Raw genomic sequence first — 18,570 nt, forward strand, 5'->3', positions numbered from 1 at the left:
TCTCCATATGTTCATCAAGGCTTGTCAATGGAGATAATCTAAACATACAAAATGGGGTTTTAATGTTGAGTAGAAAAAATTTTTCCTACTCAACGTCGAATAGATTCTAGTTTGCGATCATTTTCCCAACGATTGCTTTACCTAAGATGCGCTCAATTCTATCTAATGATAACGGAGCATCTCCGTTTTTGTATAAAATGTCTGTGGCATGTTGTTCAATGCAACTAGCCCACGCGCGAATTGAACGCGAACACTCGTTTGGGTATTTTTCTTTACAATAAATAGCAGCTATGAGTACTGTTTCTCTCTTCCTTGCATGACGCTCAGAGACGACCTTCGATATTTTTATTGATTTTAAACCATTAGTCTCATTGCGTTTTTGAACATCAGAACATTCAAATTTGTTCTGTAAAACATTTTCAATGTAGTTATTTGTAATCCACAAATCATTAGTTTTAATTCTCACACCATTACTATCAGGCAATAAACAGCCCAAAAAACCATTAAACCTTGATTCTCCAGATGGGGTAAGAATAACACCTTTATCAAAAAAACCATGCAGTTCTATTTTTTTCAAATCATCAGATGGTATATCCCATAATCCTGATGCACTTCCATAAGCTACACTATAGTGATATTCATTATCATAGAGAAACATAGACTCACCACTCAATAACTCATTATAAATATGTGAGTGTTCTGTTACTTTTTTAAACTCATTATTATAAACAGGAAGGTTATTATAATTACTATTTAAATAACCCACTTCCATATCACTATAAAAATGAGAATAAGCCATATCTAACATTAAACTCAACTGAATCTTATTATTTGCTCCCAAATGCACTAGATCGTCTACTTCACAACCAATTATTTTAGCTGCCCGTTCAATTCGACAATAATCCAAGTATTTGAAGTTAGTCATTAACTAACCCCTTCTAAAAAATCTGCGTACCACTGCATCATTCCTCTTCTCCCTTCAAGATACTGAGCATGATTATAAATCCCGCGAATTGCGTTCTTATCCAAGTGCGCAAGCTGGGTTTCAATCCATGCACTATTGAAGCCTTTTTCATGCAAAATAGTGCTCATTGTGTGTCTGAAGCCATGGCCAGTAACCCGCCCAGCATATCCAATACGCTTAAAGACCTGATTAATACTGGCTTCACTCATGCACTTACTTGGATCGTTACGCCCAGGAAACATCAAAGGATAGTTTCCAGTCAGTTCTTTTAAGGCTTCAAGATGGGCTAATGCTTGATTTGAAAGCGGCACAACATGAGCACGTCGCATTTTCATACGTTCTTTGGGAATCTCCCACACCGCATTATCAAAATCCACCTCACGCCACTCTCCTGCTCTTAGTTCTCCTGTTCTTAGACCCGTCAGGATAAGTAAATGTGCCCCCAGCAATACAATTGGGCTTCCTGGATAAGCGTTAAGGGCAGTAAAGAACTCCGGCAGCTCGTTGGCTTTGAGGAATGGATAGTGGACTGCTTCATGTCCTTGCATCGCACTGGCAAGATCCGGTGCAGGATTGTAGATTGCTCTACCCGTTACGATGGCATAGCGGAAAACTTCACCGCATCGCTGACGGACTTTCTTCGCTTTCTCCATAGCGCCTCGTGCTTCTATCAACCTCAGTACTTCAAGTAGTTCTAGGGGCTGAATATCGGCTATAGGTCTGTGTCCAATATGCGGGAAAACGTCTTTCTCAAACGCCTCAATGATGTCTGAAGCATAGCCCTCAGACCATTTGGGAGATTTCATTTTGTGCCACTCTAACGCCACTTCTCTGAATGGGTTAAGTGTCTCGATCGCTGCGTTTAAAGCATGCTTCTTTGCTTTTTTCACTTCGCCAGGATCTTCACCTGCTGCGAGTAGTTTCTTTGCGTCTTCGCGTTTTTGTCTGGCATCTGCGAGGGTGACTGTTGGATAGACACCAAAGGACAAGCGCTTCTCTTTACCAGCAAAACGGTACTTCATACGCCAGTAACGCGAGCCATTAGGTTCAACCTGAAGGTACAGGCCACCTCCATCAGATAGCTTATAGCTCTTCTCTTTTCCTTTAGCGGCTTCAACCTTGCGGGCATTCAGCATCATTGGGGGCACATTTCCTAGACCGAACAGAACATACCCCCGATTGTGCCCCCAATTGTATGTTGATTTCAAGAGATAGGGGTTGACGTCAAATGACGAAAAATCGCGTAATATCTATGTTTTTAAAGGGTTTTGTTGATTTGAGATGACTTGGAAATACTAAGGGATGGTGCCGATAATAGGAGTCGAACCTACGACCTTCGCATTACGAATGCGCTGCTCTACCAACTGAGCTATATCGGCCCTGAGAAGGGTGTGTTCACGCGGGTGAATCACGGGGTAGAAGGTTAAAACTAACCGGGCGGTGCGTCAATAGCCTTGCTACTCAACCGGCTATTTTTGCACCGCTCGTCATTAATTACGCACGAATCGTACCATCGCCAAAGCCTATCCACTTATAGGTGGTAAGCGCTTCAAGCCCCATCGGACCGCGGGCATGTAATTTCTGCGTGCTGACCGCCACTTCTGCGCCAAGCCCAAACTGCCCGCCGTCGGTAAAACGGGTAGAGGCGTTGACATAAACCGCAGCGGAATCCACTTCGTTCACGAAACGCGCAGCATTATGCATATCACACGTCAAAATCGCATCGGAGTGCTGAGTGCCATGTTCGCGAATGTGGGCGATAGCGCCATCCATATTTTCGACCACCACAACGTTCAGATCCAGAGACAGAAACTCGTTATCCAGCTCTTCCGGTTTCAGCGGCACCAGTTTGGCAGGGCCATGCAGTACCTGCATGACGGTTTCATCCCCATGCAACGTCACGCCGCTCTCCGCCATCTGCTTGCTCAGCGCAGGCAAAAAGCGTTCTGCGATGTCCTGATGCACCAGCAAGGTTTCCACCGTGTTACAGGTGCTCGGGCGCTGGGTTTTGGCGTTGACAATAATCTTCAGAGCCGGGGCGATGTCTGCGCTGCTATCAACAAAAATATGGCACACGCCAATCCCGCCGGTAATCACCGGAATGGTGGATTGCTCGCGACACAGTTTATGCAAGCCTGCGCCGCCGCGCGGGATCAGCATATCGATGTACTTATCCATACGCAGCATTTCATTGACCAGCGAACGGTCCGGATTATCAATCGCCTGAACCGCCGCCTCCGGTAAACCGCAAGCTTTCAGCGCCTTCTGAATGACACGAACGGTTGCGGCATTCGTGCGATGCGTCTCCTTCCCACCGCGTAGAATCACCGCATTACCGGTTTTCAGACACAAAGAAGCCACATCAACGGTAACGTTCGGACGCGCCTCATAGATAACGCCAACCACGCCCAACGGCACGCGGCGGCGCTCCAGACGTAGCCCGCTGTCCAGCAGACCGCCGTCGATCACCTGCCCGACCGGGTCGGCGAGATTACAGACCTGGCGCACATCGTCAGCAATCGCTTTCAGACGCGCAGGGGTCAGCGCCAGGCGGTCCAGCATCGCTTCGCTCAGGCCGTTGGCCCGCGCCTGCTCAACATCTTGTACGTTCGCGCTGAGGATACTTTCCATTTGCGCTTCCAGTTCATCGGCTATTTTTTCCAGCACGCGATTTTTTTCGCCGCTGGAGAGCAGCGCCAGCTTATACGACGCCGCTTTAGCAGCAATGCCCATTTGTTCCAGCATATGCCTGTTCCTTATCGAGTAATCATGTCATCACGATGAACAGCGACCGGGCCATATTCATAGCCCAGAATCGCATCGATTTGTTGAGAGTGGTGACCGGCTATCCGCCGCAGAGCATCACTGTTATAACGGCTGACGCCATGAGCAATATCACGCCCTTGCAGGTTACAAATTCTGATGACCTCCCCCCGCGAGAAATTGCCCGTCACGCTTTTGATGCCTTTTGGCAGAAGTGAACTGCCACGTTCCAGCATTGCCGCGGTCGCGCCTTCATCAACCGTAATTTCGCCTGCCGGCGGCGCGCCGAAGATCCAACGTTTTCGGTTCTCCAGCGGCGAGGCTTGCGCATGAAAACGGGTGCCGACGGAAATCCCCTCCATCACATCGCCGATAACGCCCGGTTTACTGCCTGAGGCAATAATCGTATCAATACCCGCGCGACAGGCCACGTCTGCCGCCTGAAGCTTAGTGCTCATACCACCGGTTCCCAGCCCGGAAACGCTGTCTCCCGCGATAGAGCGCAGCGCATCGTCAACGCCATACACATCTTTGATAAGCTCCGCCTGCGGATTGCTACGCGGATCGGCGGTAAATAATCCTTGCTGATCGGTCAGCAGCAGCAGTTTATCCGCGCCTGCCAGGATCGCCGCCAGCGCGGAGAGGTTATCGTTATCGCCCACTTTAATTTCCGCTGTCGCAACGGCATCATTTTCATTGATAACCGGCACAATATGGTTATCCAGTAATGCACGCAGCGTATCGCGGGCGTTCAGAAAGCGCTCTCTGTCTTCCATATCCGCACGCGTCAACAGCATCTGCCCGATATGGATACCGTAAATTGAAAACAACTGCTCCCACAGTTGAATCAGACGGCTTTGCCCTACCGCCGCCAGAAGCTGTTTAGAGGCAATTGTTGCCGGCAGTTCCGGGTAGCCGAGATGTTCACGTCCGGCGGCAATCGCGCCAGAGGTAACAATAACAATACGATGTCCCGCGGCGTGTAGCTGCGCGCACTGGCGGACAAGTTCTACGATATGGGCACGGTTCAGGCGGCGCGATCCGCCTGTTAGCACGCTGGTGCCGAGTTTTACGACCAGCGTCTGGCTGTCACTCATGATTCTCTGCCGTTCAAAATAAGAAATAAAGACCAAATGAACGTTTTAGCAGGACTGGCTCCGGTTGCCAACAACCTGTACGCGTAGCGTGAAATTTTGTTGCGCAGGATCAGCAAGCGTAGCGGCGGAATTTGACCATTTTATTACCGCAACAATTAAACATATTTTTTTAAAAAAATTCTCACTTTGTCATAAATCTTTCATTACCGAACGTTAAAAACCTTCCTGTTTTTTACCGGGTTTCCCGACAAATCATAGCGCGTAATTAAAACAGGAATGGAAATGAATAAGAGCACTCTGGCAATAGTGGTGAGTATCATCGCATCAGCATCTGTTCACGCCGCCGAGGTTTACAATAAAAACGGTAATAAGCTTGATGTGTATGGAAAAGTTAAAGCCATGCACTATATGAGCGATTATGACAGCAAAGATGGCGATCAAAGCTACGTTCGTTTTGGTTTTAAAGGCGAAACGCAAATTAACGATCAATTGACCGGCTACGGGCGCTGGGAAGCTGAGTTTGCCGGTAATAAAGCCGAAAGTGATTCGTCCCAGCAAAAAACCCGCCTGGCCTTTGCTGGCCTGAAATTAAAAGATATCGGTTCTTTTGACTATGGACGTAACCTGGGCGCGCTGTACGATGTTGAGGCCTGGACGGATATGTTTCCCGAATTCGGCGGCGACTCTTCCGCCCAGACCGATAATTTTATGACTAAACGCGCCAGCGGGCTGGCGACTTACCGCAATACCGATTTCTTCGGCATCGTTGATGGACTGGATCTTACCTTACAGTATCAGGGGAAAAACGAAAATCGCGATGTGAAAAAGCAAAACGGCGACGGCTTCGGCACATCCGTGAGCTATGATTTCGGCGGCAGCGATTTTGCCGTCAGCGGCGCTTATACTCTCTCCGATCGCACCAGGGAGCAAAATCTGCAGCGCCGCGGTACGGGCGATAAAGCCGAAGCCTGGGCTACGGGTGTAAAATATGACGCGAATGATATTTATATTGCGACCTTCTATTCAGAAACCCGCAACATGACGCCAGTTTCCGGCGGATTTGCCAATAAAACCCAAAACTTCGAAGCGGTTATCCAGTATCAGTTTGATTTTGGTCTGCGTCCGTCATTAGGCTATGTGCTGTCAAAAGGCAAAGATATTGAGGGCGTCGGCAGTGAGGATTTGGTGAATTACATTGACGTTGGCGCAACCTATTACTTCAACAAAAATATGTCCGCGTTTGTAGATTACAAAATCAATCAGCTTGATAGCGATAACACGTTAGGCATTAATGACGATGATATTGTGGCAATAGGGTTGACCTACCAGTTCTGATAAGTCGCATTGTGCCTGATGGCGCTGCGCCATCAGGCATGACAGCAGGGTTATGCCGACAGTTTTACCGGCTCGTCGTTGAAATCGTCAGACGGCTCCAGCGCCAGCTCCATAGAAATCAGCAGGTCGCGTAGCTTTTCATGAAACTCGCGTAGCGTGTATTCCAGTCGCTCCACCACTTCGGTTTCGTTAATCGGCACTGCGGTCCAGTTGCCCTCTTTATCAAACAAACCAAACTGATAACGATAAGTGAAGCGTTTCTCTTGTGCTTCCAGCTCCATCCACCAGCCCCAAAATTCACGCTTCTCTGGCGCGGGCTTCACGTTGACGCAAACTGCCAGGCAATCGAAAAAAAAACGATTGTCTTCGCACTGCCCTTCCCGGATATAGGGGCCAAGCGCGGTAAATTTCTTGATCAATCTACTTTTCGGGTGTCCACTCGGTAACGTCATTGCGATCTCCTTTAATGAAGCAACTGTTTTACCAAATCAATAGAATTTATCAATCTATTAACACAATCTATGATTAATCCAGTCGGTAATTTCTTGCAGCGCGCGGTCAAAATTGCGGTACACCGGGTTAAAAGGGATCTCTATCAGCTTACCGTCTGAAGATGATGTTGTAATTAAGCGAGACTCTTCTTCCGGGCTGAAAGGATCGTTTTTCCAGAAGCCGGAAAGCATTGGCGTAGGACAACGTCTGCCCAGTAGCCCCTGTACTTTCAACGAATAGCGATTGAGCTCCACACGCAGCGCCTCATCCGAAGCATCATGCATACCCAGACGGCTGGCCAGCACATCCAGATACATCTCCGGCACCGTGCTCTGTCGTTGCGGATCGCTAAGTAGCGCATGGACCACCGGCCCCAGGCAAGCCACCGCTTTCAAACGCGGCGCTTCCAGATAGGCCAGACGCACCGCAACGTTGGCGCCAAAACGGAAACCAAACGCCGCAACACGGGTATGATCCACCCAGGGGACATTAGGAAGCGCTTTTAACACATGCTGGTGGAGCAAGCTGGAATCCTGGGTTAATTTCCACTTTGATGAAAATCCAACCGAAGGCATATCAAGCGTTAACATCGCGATACCGCGCGGCGCGAAATAGCGTTCATACAGGGTGTAATAGTCGGTTTGCATGGCGTCCAGGCCGCCGCACATGAGCACCGTCGGAAACGGGCCATCCCCTTTCGGCATATGTAAAAACGCGGTGACAGGCGAACCGCCAGGAACGGCAAATTCCATTTCACGTAACGAGCCTGGCAACCGCTGCGCGGCCTCTTCATAGGCGCGATTCGCCAGCGCCTGCGCCTGCTCCGCCAGCTCATCGCCCTTCAAATGCGGGTAGGCGGCAATGTTATAGAGCGTTGAGGCATGAAGCCAGTAGCGTCCGCTGCGCATGGCGTCCTGTTCCTGACAGGCTTTCTGCTGCCAGTCCATCGCCTGCTTTGCCCACTCATAAATCCAGTTGCCGCCGCGGTAACCGATGACCGTATCGTATAAATCATCATCCGTTCGCTCTGCGTCGCTCATCACAATGCGCGCCTGCACATCAAGGATTTCTCGTGGATCAACGCCGCGCCAAATCCACATCAGGCGGTTTATCATGCGATACCAGTGCGGGACATTCTTACCGTCCAGCGCGGATTGCATGGGCGGCTGCGACCCACGATTGAACCGACGGACAAGGGTAGACGTTTCAGTATGTTTAAAGCGGGGTTTGAACAGGGTTTCGCTGAGGTTAGCCTGTGTCATTCGTGCAGCCTCCTTGGATACTCATAGAGGCTTATTGTAACCAATAAAACAGCGCCCGGCATTGCCGGGCGCTCTGAAAAGCTGCTGATTAACGACCTGAAATCGGCGGTACAAATACCACACCCATATCCCAGGGCTGTTCAATCCAGGTGTTCTGAGGAATATCAATAACATAATCATCAACCAGCGGACGGCCCGCCGGTTTAGCGAAAATCGTGACGAAATGCGCTTTAGGGTACATTTCACGAATCGCGACGGCGGTGCCGCCGGTATCGACCAGATCGTCGATGACGATAAAGCCTTCGCCGTCGCCTTCTGCACGTTTCAGCACTTTCAGTTCGCGCTGGTTATCGTGATCGTAGCTGGAGATGCATACGGTATCGACATGACGAATGCCCAATTCACGCGCCAGTAGTGCGCCCGGTACAAGGCCGCCACGACTTACGGCAATAATGCCTTTCCATTGTTCTGAAGGCATGAGGCGGCTCGCCAGTTTGCGTGCGTGAATCTGCAACATGTCCCAGGTGACGACGTATTTTTCGCTCATGTGAAGTGTCCCAGCCTGTTTATCTACGGCTTAAAAAGTGTTCGAGGGGGAAATAGTTGCGCGAGATTATAGAGACCTGACGCGCTAAAAACCAGTGTTTAGCGGAATCCACGCCTCTTTTTGTATGCTTTATACTACCCGCAGGCGGAGAAAGTGGTATTCTCAGTCGCATCTCGTAAGAGTTATCAATTCCGCTAACCCTGTGGCCTGTAAGAACGTTTTTCAGACCACCGCCAAGGAGACTTATCGTGTCTGAACTGTCTCAGTTATCACCACAACCTTTGTGGGATATTTTTGCCAAAATCTGTTCTATTCCTCACCCGTCCTATCACGAAGAGCAACTCGCGGAACATATTGTGAGTTGGGCCAAAGAGAAAGGCCTTTACGTGGATCGCGACCAGGTCGGTAATATTCTGATCCGTAAGCCCGCCACTGCAGGTATGGAAAATCGCAAGCCGGTCGTTTTACAGGCGCATCTGGATATGGTGCCGCAAAAAAATAGCGACACCGTTCACGACTTCACTACAGATCCTATCCAGCCTTATATTGATGGCGAATGGGTTAAAGCGCGCGGTACTACGCTCGGCGCCGACAATGGTATTGGAATGGCTTCTGCGTTAGCGGTACTGGCTGATGATAATGTCGTCCATGGCCCGCTGGAAGTGCTGCTGACCATGACCGAAGAAGCGGGCATGGATGGCGCGTTCGGCCTCCAGTCCGGCTGGTTGCAGGCCGACATCCTGATCAACACCGACTCTGAAGAAGAAGGTGAGATCTATATGGGCTGCGCAGGCGGTATTGATTTTACCTCTAATCTGCCGTTGACCCGTGAAGCTGTACCCGCAGGATTTGCGTGCTTTAAGCTAACCCTGAAAGGCCTGAAAGGCGGCCACTCCGGTGGTGAAATTCACCTCGGTCTTGGCAATGCCAACAAATTGCTGGCGCGTTTTCTGGCCGGGCACGCAGAAGAACTGGATCTGCGTCTGATCGATTTCAACGGCGGCACGCTGCGTAACGCGATTCCGCGCGAAGCGTTCGCTACCCTCGCCGTTGCCGCAGACAACGTAGGCGCTCTGAAAACATTAGTGAACGCTTACCAGGATATTCTGAAAAACGAACTGGCGGAAAAAGAGAAAAACCTGACGCTGCAACTCAATGAGGTTGCCAGTGATAAAGCCGCATTGACCGCGCCGTCACGCGATACCTTTGTGCGCCTGCTGAACGCAACGCCGAACGGCGTGATCCGCAATTCAGACGTGGCGAAAGGCGTAGTGGAAACATCGCTGAACGTTGGCGTGGTCACAATGTCTGATGCGAATGTCGAAATTCACTGCCTGATTCGCTCTCTTATCGACAGCGGTAAAGATTATGTGGTGAGTATGCTGGATTCGCTGGGCAAGCTGGCTGGCGCGAAAACCGAAGCAAAAGGCAGCTATCCTGGCTGGCAGCCCGATGCGAACTCGCCGGTCATGCACCTGGTGCGGGAAACCTATCAGCGTCTGTTCAACAAGACACCGAACATCCAGATTATCCACGCCGGCCTGGAATGCGGTCTGTTTAAGAAACCCTATCCGGATATGGACATGGTTTCTATTGGGCCTACCATTACCGGACCTCACTCTCCGGATGAGCAGGTACATATCGAAAGCGTCGGCCACTACTGGACTCTGCTGACCGAATTGCTGAAAGCGATTCCTGCGAAGTAAGAAAGCGCTAAAATGCCCGTCCCATTTCTGGACGGGCTATCAATATGGAATATCGGGTATCCATTGCCAGATAAGCTCTCCTGGATGCGCTGAATAGCGCTGCGGCTACACGCGAATAGCCAGACAGCCCTATAACAGCGCTGGTAGCACCGAATTATTGTGGCGTAAACGCCATTCCTTTAAATATCCGCAGCGGATTGCCGCGCTCAATCTGATGATGGAACAGACGCCTTTCAGACTTCAACGCCGCACACTCATTTTGCCGTTGCTGTTCCAGCCGCCAGGCAATCAGCAGCCGGGCCAGACGCTTATTCGCATGTTGACTGCGCTCCGACTGAACCTTCACGCTAATCCCGCTCGCCAGGTGCGTGGCCCGCACTGCCGAGTCGGTTTTATTAACGTGCTGCCCACCCGGGCCGGAAGAGCGCAGAGTCTCGAAACGAATCTCATCAGACTGTATGTGTTCGTCGGCGGAAAAGCGCCCAATGCCGACGTACCAGTTTTTTCGCCCATGGTGCGGGCGATACGGGCTGGTACAAATCCACAGTAACGTGCCGCACCAACGTTCACTGAAAGCCATAGCTTTTTCGCCGTCCAGCGAGACCAGCGCGGAACGCAGCGTGTCTGGTAATCGTCCCGGCTCCGTTTCAAGTCGCGTCAACGATACCTTTTCTCTGGCGGCTTCTTTCGTCAGACAGTCCAGCGCTTTTTTTACCGCCAGACAACACTCGTCCGGTCCCTGTGCGGAAGAAAGTTGCAGTAGGATCATGCGCTTTTCTCCCCTGAGGTTTTCAGCGTCAGCACCGGACGCAGGCAGGCAACCGGCGTAATCAGTCCGGCGTCTGCCAGACAATCCACAACGCTATCGATGGATTTATACGCCTGCGGCGCTTCTTCATAAATGAGCTGGCGATCGCGGCAAATCACCCGGCTACCCATCCCGGTACGGCAGAGCTGTCGCGGGGTAAATTTTGCCGATAACCGGTCTTTACACTCGGTACGCATCCATTTGCGCCCCGCACCGTGCGCCAGGGAGAAGAGGCTCTCCTCGCTGACGACGGGTTTCACCAGCCAGCTATAATCGCCGCGCGAGCCGGGGATAATCACCAGTCCCTGCCCATCTGGCGTAGCGCCTTTACGGTGCAGCCACCCCGCCTTACCCGCGACAGTACAGGGTTCAACGAAGTTATGCGCCACATCCAGCCGCGGTTCGCCCTCAGCCCTGAGCTGTTGCAGTATCCGGCGGGCAATCAGCGCGCGATTACTGCGGGCAAATGCCAGCGCATCGTCATGTTCTGCAAGGTAGTGGCGCGCATCGTCGCTATCTTCCGGCAAACCGTTATGCGAAAACGCCTCCACATGACGACGCAGGATAGCTTGCCCCAGACCGCGTGAACCACTGTGTACCAGCAGTAATAACTGCGCTTTTTGCAACCCCGACAAAGCGAACGAATCAGCATCGACGATGCGATCGACCTGCTGCAGCTCGGCAAAATGATTGCCGCCGCCAATGGAACCCAGCGCAGAGCGCCACGAATGATGCTGCATTGCGGCGGGGACATTCTCCTCCAGCCACTGCGCGTCCGCCACGTCAGGCAGCGACGCCAGCCGCTTCTCCAGTTTATCGGCGTTATATTTACGCCCTAAAATATCCGTTTGCCATAACGCCATGCCGCAGCCGATATCGTTGCCGACCAGCGCCGGATAAAAGCGTCCACGCGAGAAAAAGGCTGCGCCAATAGGATAGCCGCGCCCCGGATGCAGATCTGGCATCCCGATAACGCGTTTCATACCGGCTAACTTAGCCGTCGTATATAATTGTTGGATCGCGGAATCTTCGATCCACAGGTTATCCGATGCGATAGAAAATACCACATCTGATAAAGGACGAATATAATTGCCCATATACCATTCCATATATGAATTAAAAAATCAGGAAATGGCAGACTAATCCAGGGCAATAAAAGAAAATTAATCCTGGAAAGGTCTGCAAAGTGCGTTCAGAGAATAAAGTGTCATGATGAACCTCCTTTGCAGTTATTGAGAATGAGAAAACGCGGGTATAGTAATACTGAAATTTAGATGGCGCAATCGTAATAGTGATAAAATATTAATGGCCTGACTTATAACCCTAACACCAACTGTCGTTCCAGTTGAGGGTCGAGCAGCGTTACGTGTAGCCCCACCAGCCGTACGCCGCGCTCGCCGCGACGCTCGTCCCAGGTTTTACGGGCGGTGGTAATTAAGTCTTCTTTATTTAATTGCGGCCAGACATGTTCCTGAGTGGTTTGCTGAAAATCATTAAATTTTAATTTAACGCCCTGTCGGGCAATCAGTAAATCGGGCTTTACTATAGCCAGACGACGCTCCAGTTCCGGATATAAATGTTCAATAATGGCCTCGCAGTCCGACCATTCATGAATATCCTCCGCCAGAGTACGCTCAACACCTACCGATTTACGCAGCCTTTCGCTGTTAACATCACGCTCGTCAATACCCTGACTACGCTCCCATAATACCCGGCCAAATTTACCAAAGCGTTTGAGAAGCATCGCCAGATCGCACTGTTGAATATCCCCGCAGGTTCTTAACCCCATATTTTCCAGTTTGGCGGCGGAAACTTTCCCCACGCCTGGAATTTTGGCTAACGGCAACGTTTTAAGAAAGTCGGGTACATCGGCTGGCGTAATAACATATTGTCCGTTCGGTTTATTGAGATCGGAGGCGATCTTCGCCAGAAATTTCACTGGCGCAACGCCGGCGGAGGCGGTGAGTTGCAGTTCATTGAAAATAGTCTGACGAATCTCCCTGGCGATCAGAGTTGCCGATCCATAACAGTGCGGGCTGTCAGTCACATCCAGCCAGGCTTCATCCAGCGAGAGCGGTTCAATCAGTGAAGTGTAGCGGGAAAAGATGTCACGTACATGCCGCGAAGCCTCTTTATAGGCGTCAAAGCGGCCAGGCAATAGGGTGAGATGGGGGCACAGCTTTAGCGCCATGGCGGTCGGCATCGCGCTGCGTACGCCAAACTGGCGCGCAGGATAGTTGGCGGTACTGATAACGCCTCTTCGCTCACGACTCCCGCCAATGGCAATGGGAATATCGCGTAACGCCGGATTATCACGCATCTCTACCGCGGCAAAAAAACAGTCCATATCAACATGTATGATTTTGCGCATCGCTCGCCCCCACAATACTGTTTAAGTGTACAGTATGTTTTATTGCGCGCAAAGAGACATTCGCGTTAAAAATGCGACATATTCGAAGGTATGACGACGAAAGCGGCGGGAAAATTGTAAACGTACACACGGGGACTTGCGAAAAACTGCCGTGGTGCTAATGTGAGCGCTCCAAATCCAGATTACTCCGATTTGGGGACTCTTTTGCCGTTCTGGCGTGTGTAACCGTTTTATCAAGGAACAAGCAGTATGCGTAAAATCGCATTTTTTCTTGCGATGCTTCTGATGCCGTGCGTCTCATTTGCCGGTTTGCTGAGCAGCAGCAGCCCCGTCACGCCGGTCAGTAAAGAGTATAAGCAGCAGTTAATGGGCTCACCGGTCTATATTCAGATTTTTAAAGAAGAGCGCACTCTTGATCTCTACGTCAAAATGGGTGAGCAATACCAGTTGCTTGATAGCTACAAAATTTGCAACTATTCCGGCGGGTTAGGCCCGAAACGCCGTCAGGGCGATTTTAAAAGTCCGGAAGGGTTTTACAGCGTTCAGCGTAATCAACTCAAGCCAGACAGCCGTTTTTATAAGGCCATCAACATTGGTTTTCCCAATGCCTACGATCGCGCGCATGGCTATGATGGTAAGTATCTGATGATTCACGGCGCCTGTGTTTCCGTCGGCTGCTATGCCATGACCGACAGCGGCATTGATGAGATTTTCCAGTTTGTCACCGCCGCGCTGGTCTTTGGTCAGCCGAGCGTGCAGGTGAGTATTTATCCGTTCCGGATGACCGACGCCAATATGCAGCGTCATAAATATTCTTATTACAAAGATTTCTGGGCGCAGCTAAAACCCGGCTACGATTATTTTGAACAGACGCATAAGCCGCCAACTGTTTCTATCGTTGATGGACGTTACGTCGTGAGCAAACCGTTGAGTCACGAAGTCGTTCAGCCACAGCTGGCCTCAAATTATACGCTCTCCGAGGCAAAATAACGCCCATTCGCCTGGCATAATCTTTTGCCAGGTTTCATTCCCCGTTAGCGGCTGGGTAGCAATCACGGTAACCACGTCATTTGGCGTGGTCTGTGAACTGAAATCAATTTCCATATCCTGATCCACCAGCGTGGCTACGCCAAACGGCGCCCGGCGAGTGATCCAGTGCAAATGGGTTGAGCAAAACGCCATCACATATCGCCCATCTGACAGCAGCATGTTAAAAACGCCTTTTTCACGTAATACCGTCGCCAGTGTCGCAATATATTTAAATACCGCTGTCATGTTGCCCGGCGTGCGGGGATAACGCTGCGTTAATTTATGCAATAGCCAGCAAAACGCTTTTTCGCTGTCGGTTTCCCCCACCGGACGAAAATTACCGGTTTCCAGCGACTTATAACCGTTGAGCTGACCGTTATGAGCATAAGTCCAGTTGCGTCCCCATAATTCCCGGGTAAAAGGGTGCGTATTTTCCAGCGCCACTTCACCGCGATTAGCCTGACGGATATGGGCGATAACCGAGCAGGACTTGATCGGGTAATTCTGTACCAGCTTCGCAATCGGCGAATGGTAGCTCGGTTGCGGATCTTTAAACGTGCGACAGCCCTTTCCTTCGTAAAAGGTAATTCCCCAGCCGTCTTTATGCGGCCCGGTTCCGCCGCCACGCTGCACCAGTCCGGTGAAGCTAAAGCAGATATCCGTCGGCACATTGGCGCTCATCCCAAGCAGTTCGCACATACATCACCTCCACAAACGCCTTAAGCGGGAAGGCGTAATTTTTACAGCCAATCAAAACTAAAAATATCAAAGAAAACAATATGCTATACCCTAAATAATTCGAGTTGCAGGAAGGCGGTAAGGGAGGAAATCCCCAGGAACATAGATAACTATGTGACTGGGGTTTCTGAGCGCAACCAACGCACCTGCAGCTTGAAGTATGACGGGTATAGTTATTTAACCATCTCTTTTTCGATCAACTGAATCAGGATATGAATCACTTTGATATGAATTTCCTGAATACGATCGGCATAACCGAAGTGCGGTACGCGAATTTCAATATCCGCCGTTCCCGCCATTTTGCCTCCGTCTTTGCCGGTCAACGTAATCACTTTCATGCCTTTTTCACGGGCCGCGGCAATCGCTTTAATCACGTTACCAGAGTTACCCGACGTCGAGATCCCTAACAGGACATCGCCTTCGCGCCCTACCGCTTCAACGTAACGAGAGAAAATATAGTCATAGCCAAAATCATTACTGACGCAGGATATATGGCTAACATCAGAAATCGCAATTGCCGGGTAGCCCGGACGATTTTCACGATAACGACCTGTCAGCTCTTCAGCAAAGTGCATCGCATCGCAATGGGAGCCGCCGTTACCGCAGGAAAGTACCTTACCACCCGCTTTAAAACTGTCAGCCAACAGGACCGCCGCGCGCTGAATGGCGTGAATATTGGCGTCATCTTTTAAAAAATTAGCCAGCGTTTCCGCCGCTTCGTTCAGTTCGTTACGAATAAGATCCTGGTACATGAGGATATCCTTCAGCATGAATGTAAATGACAGTATGCAGTGTACCGGATAGCAGTACAGGCGAGAAGCATAAGCCGAATTAACGCCTCACGCTTTTGATTTTTCGTGCCCCCAAAAACGGCAACAATGTGAGCTTTGTTGTAATTATTTTGTAAACACATTGCTAAAAGATTTTACATCCACTACAACCTAATCATCACAAGTGGTCAGACCTCCTACAAGCAAGGGAGCTTTTCGTTATGATGATTTTGAGTATTATCGCTACGGTTGTTCTGCTCGGCGCATTGTTCTATCACCGCGTGAGTTTATTTCTCAGCAGCCTGATTCTGCTCGCCTGGACCGCCGCACTTGGCGTCGCTGGCCTGTGGTCCATCTGGCTGTTGGTTCCTCTGGCCATTATCCTCGTGCCGTTTAACCTCACACCGATGCGAAAATCAATGATTTCCGCACCGGTGTTCCGCGGCTTCCGTAAGGTCATGCCGCCGATGTCGCGCACTGAGAAAGAAGCGATTGATGCCGGTACAACCTGGTGGGAAGGCGATCTGTTCCAGGGCAAGCCTGACTGGAAAAAACTGCACAACTATCCGCAACCGCAACTCACTGCCGAAGAGCAAGCGTTTCTCGACGGCCCGGTAGAAGAAGCGTGCCGGATGGCGAACGATTTCCAGATTACCCATGAACTGGCGGATCTGCCGCCGGAACTGTGGGCTTATCTGAAAGAGCATCGTTTTTTTGCGATGATCATTAAAAAAGAGTACGGCGGGCTGGAGTTCTCCGCTTATGCGCAGTCCCGTGTACTGCAAAAACTGTCCGGCGTCTCCGGGATTCTGGCTATCACCGTCGGCGTTCCAAACTCACTCGGCCCTGGCGAGTTATTGCAGCACTATGGTACGGAAGAGCAGAAGAATCACTATCTGCCGCGACTGGCGCGCGGCCAGGAGATCCCCTGCTTTGCGCTGACCAGCCCGGAAGCAGGTTCTGATGCAGGCGCCATTCCGGATACCGGCGTGGTTTGCATGGGCGAATGGCAGGGCCAGCAGGTGCTGGGTATGCGCCTGACCTGGAACAAGCGTTACATTACGCTGGCGCCGATAGCTACCGTGTTGGGCCTGGCGTTTAAGCTTTCCGATCCGGATAGATTGTTAGGCGGAGAAGAAGAGCTGGGTATTACCTGCGCCCTGATCCCCACCTCAACGCCGGGTGTGGAAATTGGTCGTCGCCACTTCCCGCTTAACGTTCCGTTCCAGAATGGTCCAACCCGCGGTAACGATATTTTCGTGCCTATTGATTATATTATCGGCGGCCCCAAAATGGCCGGACAGGGCTGGCGTATGCTGGTGGAGTGTTTGTCGGTAGGACGCGGTATTACCCTGCCGTCCAACTCCACTGGCGGGGTGAAATCCGTCGCGCTGGCAACCGGCGCCTATGCTCACATTCGTCGTCAGTTCAAAATTTCTATCGGCAAGATGGAAGGTATTGAAGAACCGCTGGCGCGTATTGCAGGTAACGCTTATGTGATGGATGCCGCCGCATCGTTAATCACCTACGGCATTATGCTGGGCGAAAAACCGGCGGTACTGTCGGCTATCGTGAAGTACCACTGCACCCACCGCGGCCAGCAGTCAATTATCGACGCGATGGATATCACAGGGGGTAAAGGCATTATGCTGGGCGAGAGCAACTTCCTGGCGCGTGCTTACCAGGGCGCGCCTATCGCGATTACCGTGGAAGGCGCGAATATCCTGACCCGTAGCATGATGATCTTTGGTCAGGGCGCCATTCGCTGCCATCCTTATGTACTGGAAGAGATGGCCGCAGCGCAGAATAATGATGTCAATGCCTTTGATAAGCTGTTGTTTAAACATATTGGCCATGTCGGCAGCAATACCGTTCGCAGTTTCTGGCTTGGCCTGACCCGCGGATTAACGAGCCATACGCCAACCGGCGACGCCACGAAGCGTTATTACCAGCATCTGAACCGACTGAGCGCAAATCTGGCGCTGCTGTCTGACGTGTCAATGGCGGTACTGGGCGGCAGCCTGAAACGCCGCGAGCGTATCTCCGCGCGTCTGGGCGATGTGTTGAGTCAGCTTTATCTGGCCTCAGCCGTACTGAAGCGTTACGACGACGAAGGTCGCCACGAAGCCGACCTGCCGCTGGTGCACTGGGGCGTACAGGATGCGCTGTATCGTGCTGAACAAGCGATGGACGATCTGCTGCAGAACTTCCCGAACCGCGTCGTGGCCGGATTGCTCACCGCGATGATCTTCCCGACTGGCCGTCATTATCTGGCGCCGTCTGATAAGCTGGATCACGCCGTGGCGAAGATCCTGCAGGTGCCGAACGCCACACGTTCACGCATTGGGCGCGGTCAGTATCTGACGCCCGCCGAACATAATCCGGTCGGTTTACTGGAAGAAGCGCTGCGTGATGTCATCGCTGCCGACCCTATCCACCAGCGCATCTGCAAAGAACTGGGTAAAAATCTGCCGTTTACTCGTCTGGATGAACTGGCGCGCAATGCGCTGGCGAAAGGGCTTATAGATAAAGATGAAGCCGCCATCCTGGCGAAAGCGGAAGAGAGCCGCCTGCGCAGTATCAACGTTGATGATTTTGAACCTGAAGCGCTGGCGACCAAACCGGTAAAGCTGCCGGAGAAAGTGCGTAAAGTCGAAGCCGCATAATCAGTCTCGCCTCTTTCCTGCC

General features: G+C 51.1%; 16 protein-coding genes and 1 tRNA gene. 4 read left to right on the forward strand and 13 right to left on the reverse strand.

All coding sequences use genetic code 11. The annotated features are described in order from the left end of the window. Positions 1 to 106: 106 nt before the first annotated feature. From LDB27_RS17105 to proB, 5 genes are all read right to left on the reverse strand, one after another. A complete protein-coding gene (locus LDB27_RS17105) occupies positions 107 to 925 on the reverse strand; it encodes a hypothetical protein (protein ID WP_057517205.1) in 819 nt (272 codons plus the stop codon). Beyond that, positions 925 to 2,103, reverse strand: a complete 1,179-nt coding sequence (locus LDB27_RS17110; protein WP_057517204.1) for a tyrosine-type recombinase/integrase — start codon at positions 2,101 to 2,103, stop codon at positions 925 to 927. Before LDB27_RS17110 ends, LDB27_RS17105 begins: the two co-directional genes overlap by 1 nt. Before the next feature lie 164 nt (positions 2,104 to 2,267). Further along, positions 2,268 to 2,343, reverse strand: a tRNA-Thr gene (locus LDB27_RS17115). 115 nt (positions 2,344 to 2,458) lie between these two features. Then, complete coding sequence (proA, locus tag LDB27_RS17120) at positions 2,459 to 3,709, reverse strand: glutamate-5-semialdehyde dehydrogenase (protein ID WP_000893225.1); 1,251 nt, start codon at positions 3,707 to 3,709, stop codon at positions 2,459 to 2,461. A gap of 11 nt (positions 3,710 to 3,720) precedes the next feature. After that, the gene (gene proB / locus LDB27_RS17125) at positions 3,721 to 4,824 is read right to left on the reverse strand and encodes a glutamate 5-kinase (RefSeq protein WP_001285275.1); all 1,104 of its coding nucleotides are present in this window, start codon (positions 4,822 to 4,824) and stop codon (positions 3,721 to 3,723) included. A gap of 282 nt (positions 4,825 to 5,106) precedes the next feature. On the opposite strand from proB, the gene phoE reads away from it, so the two are divergent. Then, a complete protein-coding gene (gene phoE / locus LDB27_RS17130) occupies positions 5,107 to 6,159 on the forward strand; it encodes a phosphoporin PhoE (RefSeq protein ID WP_001043672.1) in 1,053 nt (350 codons plus the stop codon). A gap of 50 nt (positions 6,160 to 6,209) precedes the next feature. On the opposite strand, the gene crl is transcribed toward phoE, so the two are convergent. From crl to gpt, 3 genes are all read right to left on the reverse strand, one after another. Then, the gene (gene crl / locus LDB27_RS17135) at positions 6,210 to 6,611 is read right to left on the reverse strand and encodes a sigma factor-binding protein Crl (RefSeq protein WP_000174693.1); all 402 of its coding nucleotides are present in this window, start codon (positions 6,609 to 6,611) and stop codon (positions 6,210 to 6,212) included. 57 nt (positions 6,612 to 6,668) lie between these two features. Continuing rightward, positions 6,669 to 7,913, reverse strand: a complete 1,245-nt coding sequence (gene frsA, locus LDB27_RS17140) for an esterase FrsA (RefSeq protein ID WP_000189588.1) — start codon at positions 7,911 to 7,913, stop codon at positions 6,669 to 6,671. An 88-nt stretch (positions 7,914 to 8,001) separates the two neighbouring features. Further along, the gene (gene gpt, locus LDB27_RS17145) at positions 8,002 to 8,460 is read right to left on the reverse strand and encodes a xanthine phosphoribosyltransferase (protein ID WP_001292018.1); all 459 of its coding nucleotides are present in this window, start codon (positions 8,458 to 8,460) and stop codon (positions 8,002 to 8,004) included. 248 nt (positions 8,461 to 8,708) lie between these two features. On the opposite strand from gpt, the gene pepD reads away from it, so the two are divergent. After that, the gene (pepD, locus tag LDB27_RS17150; RefSeq protein ID WP_001292977.1) at positions 8,709 to 10,166 is read left to right on the forward strand and encodes a cytosol nonspecific dipeptidase; all 1,458 of its coding nucleotides are present in this window, start codon (positions 8,709 to 8,711) and stop codon (positions 10,164 to 10,166) included. Between the two features lie 154 nt (positions 10,167 to 10,320). On the opposite strand, the gene prfH is transcribed toward pepD, so the two are convergent. The 3 genes from prfH to dinB all read right to left on the reverse strand — a co-directional run bounded on the left by prfH (position 10,321) and on the right by dinB (position 13,345). Further along, positions 10,321 to 10,935 (reverse strand): peptide chain release factor H, encoded by a 615-nt coding sequence (gene prfH / locus LDB27_RS17155; RefSeq protein ID WP_000602086.1) that lies wholly within the window; start codon positions 10,933 to 10,935, stop codon positions 10,321 to 10,323. After that, positions 10,932 to 12,071: an RNA ligase RtcB family protein gene (locus tag LDB27_RS17160; RefSeq protein WP_063916570.1), complete on the reverse strand. Its 1,140-nt coding sequence runs from the start codon at positions 12,069 to 12,071 to the stop codon at positions 10,932 to 10,934. The genes prfH and LDB27_RS17160 overlap by 4 nt, the downstream gene beginning before the upstream one ends. A 218-nt stretch (positions 12,072 to 12,289) precedes the next feature. Continuing rightward, positions 12,290 to 13,345 carry a DNA polymerase IV gene (gene dinB, locus LDB27_RS17165; RefSeq protein WP_001226198.1) on the reverse strand — a complete coding sequence of 352 codons (1,056 nt, stop codon included), beginning with the start codon at positions 13,343 to 13,345 and terminating at the stop codon, positions 12,290 to 12,292. A gap of 249 nt (positions 13,346 to 13,594) precedes the next feature. On the opposite strand from dinB, the gene dpaA reads away from it, so the two are divergent. Continuing rightward, positions 13,595 to 14,335 (forward strand): peptidoglycan meso-diaminopimelic acid protein amidase, encoded by a 741-nt coding sequence (gene dpaA / locus LDB27_RS17170; protein WP_001225658.1) that lies wholly within the window; start codon positions 13,595 to 13,597, stop codon positions 14,333 to 14,335. On the opposite strand, the gene LDB27_RS17175 is transcribed toward dpaA, so the two are convergent. Further along, positions 14,306 to 15,073 (reverse strand): class II glutamine amidotransferase, encoded by a 768-nt coding sequence (locus tag LDB27_RS17175; protein ID WP_000333387.1) that lies wholly within the window; start codon positions 15,071 to 15,073, stop codon positions 14,306 to 14,308. The two genes, dpaA and LDB27_RS17175, sit on opposite strands and share 30 nt — an antisense overlap. 212 nt (positions 15,074 to 15,285) lie before the next feature. Next, positions 15,286 to 15,864, reverse strand: coding sequence for a D-sedoheptulose 7-phosphate isomerase (lpcA, locus tag LDB27_RS17180; RefSeq protein ID WP_000284051.1), 579 nt, complete (start codon positions 15,862 to 15,864; stop codon positions 15,286 to 15,288). A gap of 239 nt (positions 15,865 to 16,103) precedes the next feature. Here lpcA and fadE point away from each other — a divergent pair, with 239 nt between their 5' ends. After that, positions 16,104 to 18,548, forward strand: a complete 2,445-nt coding sequence (fadE, locus tag LDB27_RS17185; RefSeq protein ID WP_000973041.1) for an acyl-CoA dehydrogenase FadE — start codon at positions 16,104 to 16,106, stop codon at positions 18,546 to 18,548. Positions 18,549 to 18,570 lie beyond the last annotated feature (22 nt).

The sequence above is a fragment of the Salmonella sp. JXY0409-18 genome (genome assembly GCF_020268625.1).
In the GTDB taxonomy this organism is placed as follows: domain Bacteria; phylum Pseudomonadota; class Gammaproteobacteria; order Enterobacterales; family Enterobacteriaceae; genus Salmonella; species Salmonella enterica.

Bases quoted from the DNA above. Each gene is read 5' to 3' on its own strand.
- LDB27_RS17105 (WP_057517205.1), bottom strand. From the start codon at position 925: ATGACTAACTTCAAATACTTGGATTATTGTCGAATTGAACGGGCAGCT.
- LDB27_RS17110 (WP_057517204.1), bottom strand. From the start codon at position 2,103: ATGATGCTGAATGCCCGCAAGGTTGAAGCCGCTAAAGGAAAAGAGAAG.
- proA (WP_000893225.1), bottom strand. From the start codon at position 3,709: ATGCTGGAACAAATGGGCATTGCTGCTAAAGCGGCGTCGTATAAGCTG.
- proB (WP_001285275.1), bottom strand. From the start codon at position 4,824: ATGAGTGACAGCCAGACGCTGGTCGTAAAACTCGGCACCAGCGTGCTA.
- phoE (WP_001043672.1), top strand. From the start codon at position 5,107: ATGAATAAGAGCACTCTGGCAATAGTGGTGAGTATCATCGCATCAGCA.
- crl (WP_000174693.1), bottom strand. From the start codon at position 6,611: ATGACGTTACCGAGTGGACACCCGAAAAGTAGATTGATCAAGAAATTT.
- frsA (WP_000189588.1), bottom strand. From the start codon at position 7,913: ATGACACAGGCTAACCTCAGCGAAACCCTGTTCAAACCCCGCTTTAAA.
- gpt (WP_001292018.1), bottom strand. From the start codon at position 8,460: ATGAGCGAAAAATACGTCGTCACCTGGGACATGTTGCAGATTCACGCA.
- prfH (WP_000602086.1), bottom strand. From the start codon at position 10,935: ATGATCCTACTGCAACTTTCTTCCGCACAGGGACCGGACGAGTGTTGT.
- LDB27_RS17160 (WP_063916570.1), bottom strand. From the start codon at position 12,071: ATGGGCAATTATATTCGTCCTTTATCAGATGTGGTATTTTCTATCGCA.
- dinB (WP_001226198.1), bottom strand. From the start codon at position 13,345: ATGCGCAAAATCATACATGTTGATATGGACTGTTTTTTTGCCGCGGTA.
- dpaA (WP_001225658.1), top strand. From the start codon at position 13,595: ATGCGTAAAATCGCATTTTTTCTTGCGATGCTTCTGATGCCGTGCGTC.
- LDB27_RS17175 (WP_000333387.1), bottom strand. From the start codon at position 15,073: ATGTGCGAACTGCTTGGGATGAGCGCCAATGTGCCGACGGATATCTGC.
- lpcA (WP_000284051.1), bottom strand. From the start codon at position 15,864: ATGTACCAGGATCTTATTCGTAACGAACTGAACGAAGCGGCGGAAACG.
- fadE (WP_000973041.1), top strand. From the start codon at position 16,104: ATGATGATTTTGAGTATTATCGCTACGGTTGTTCTGCTCGGCGCATTG.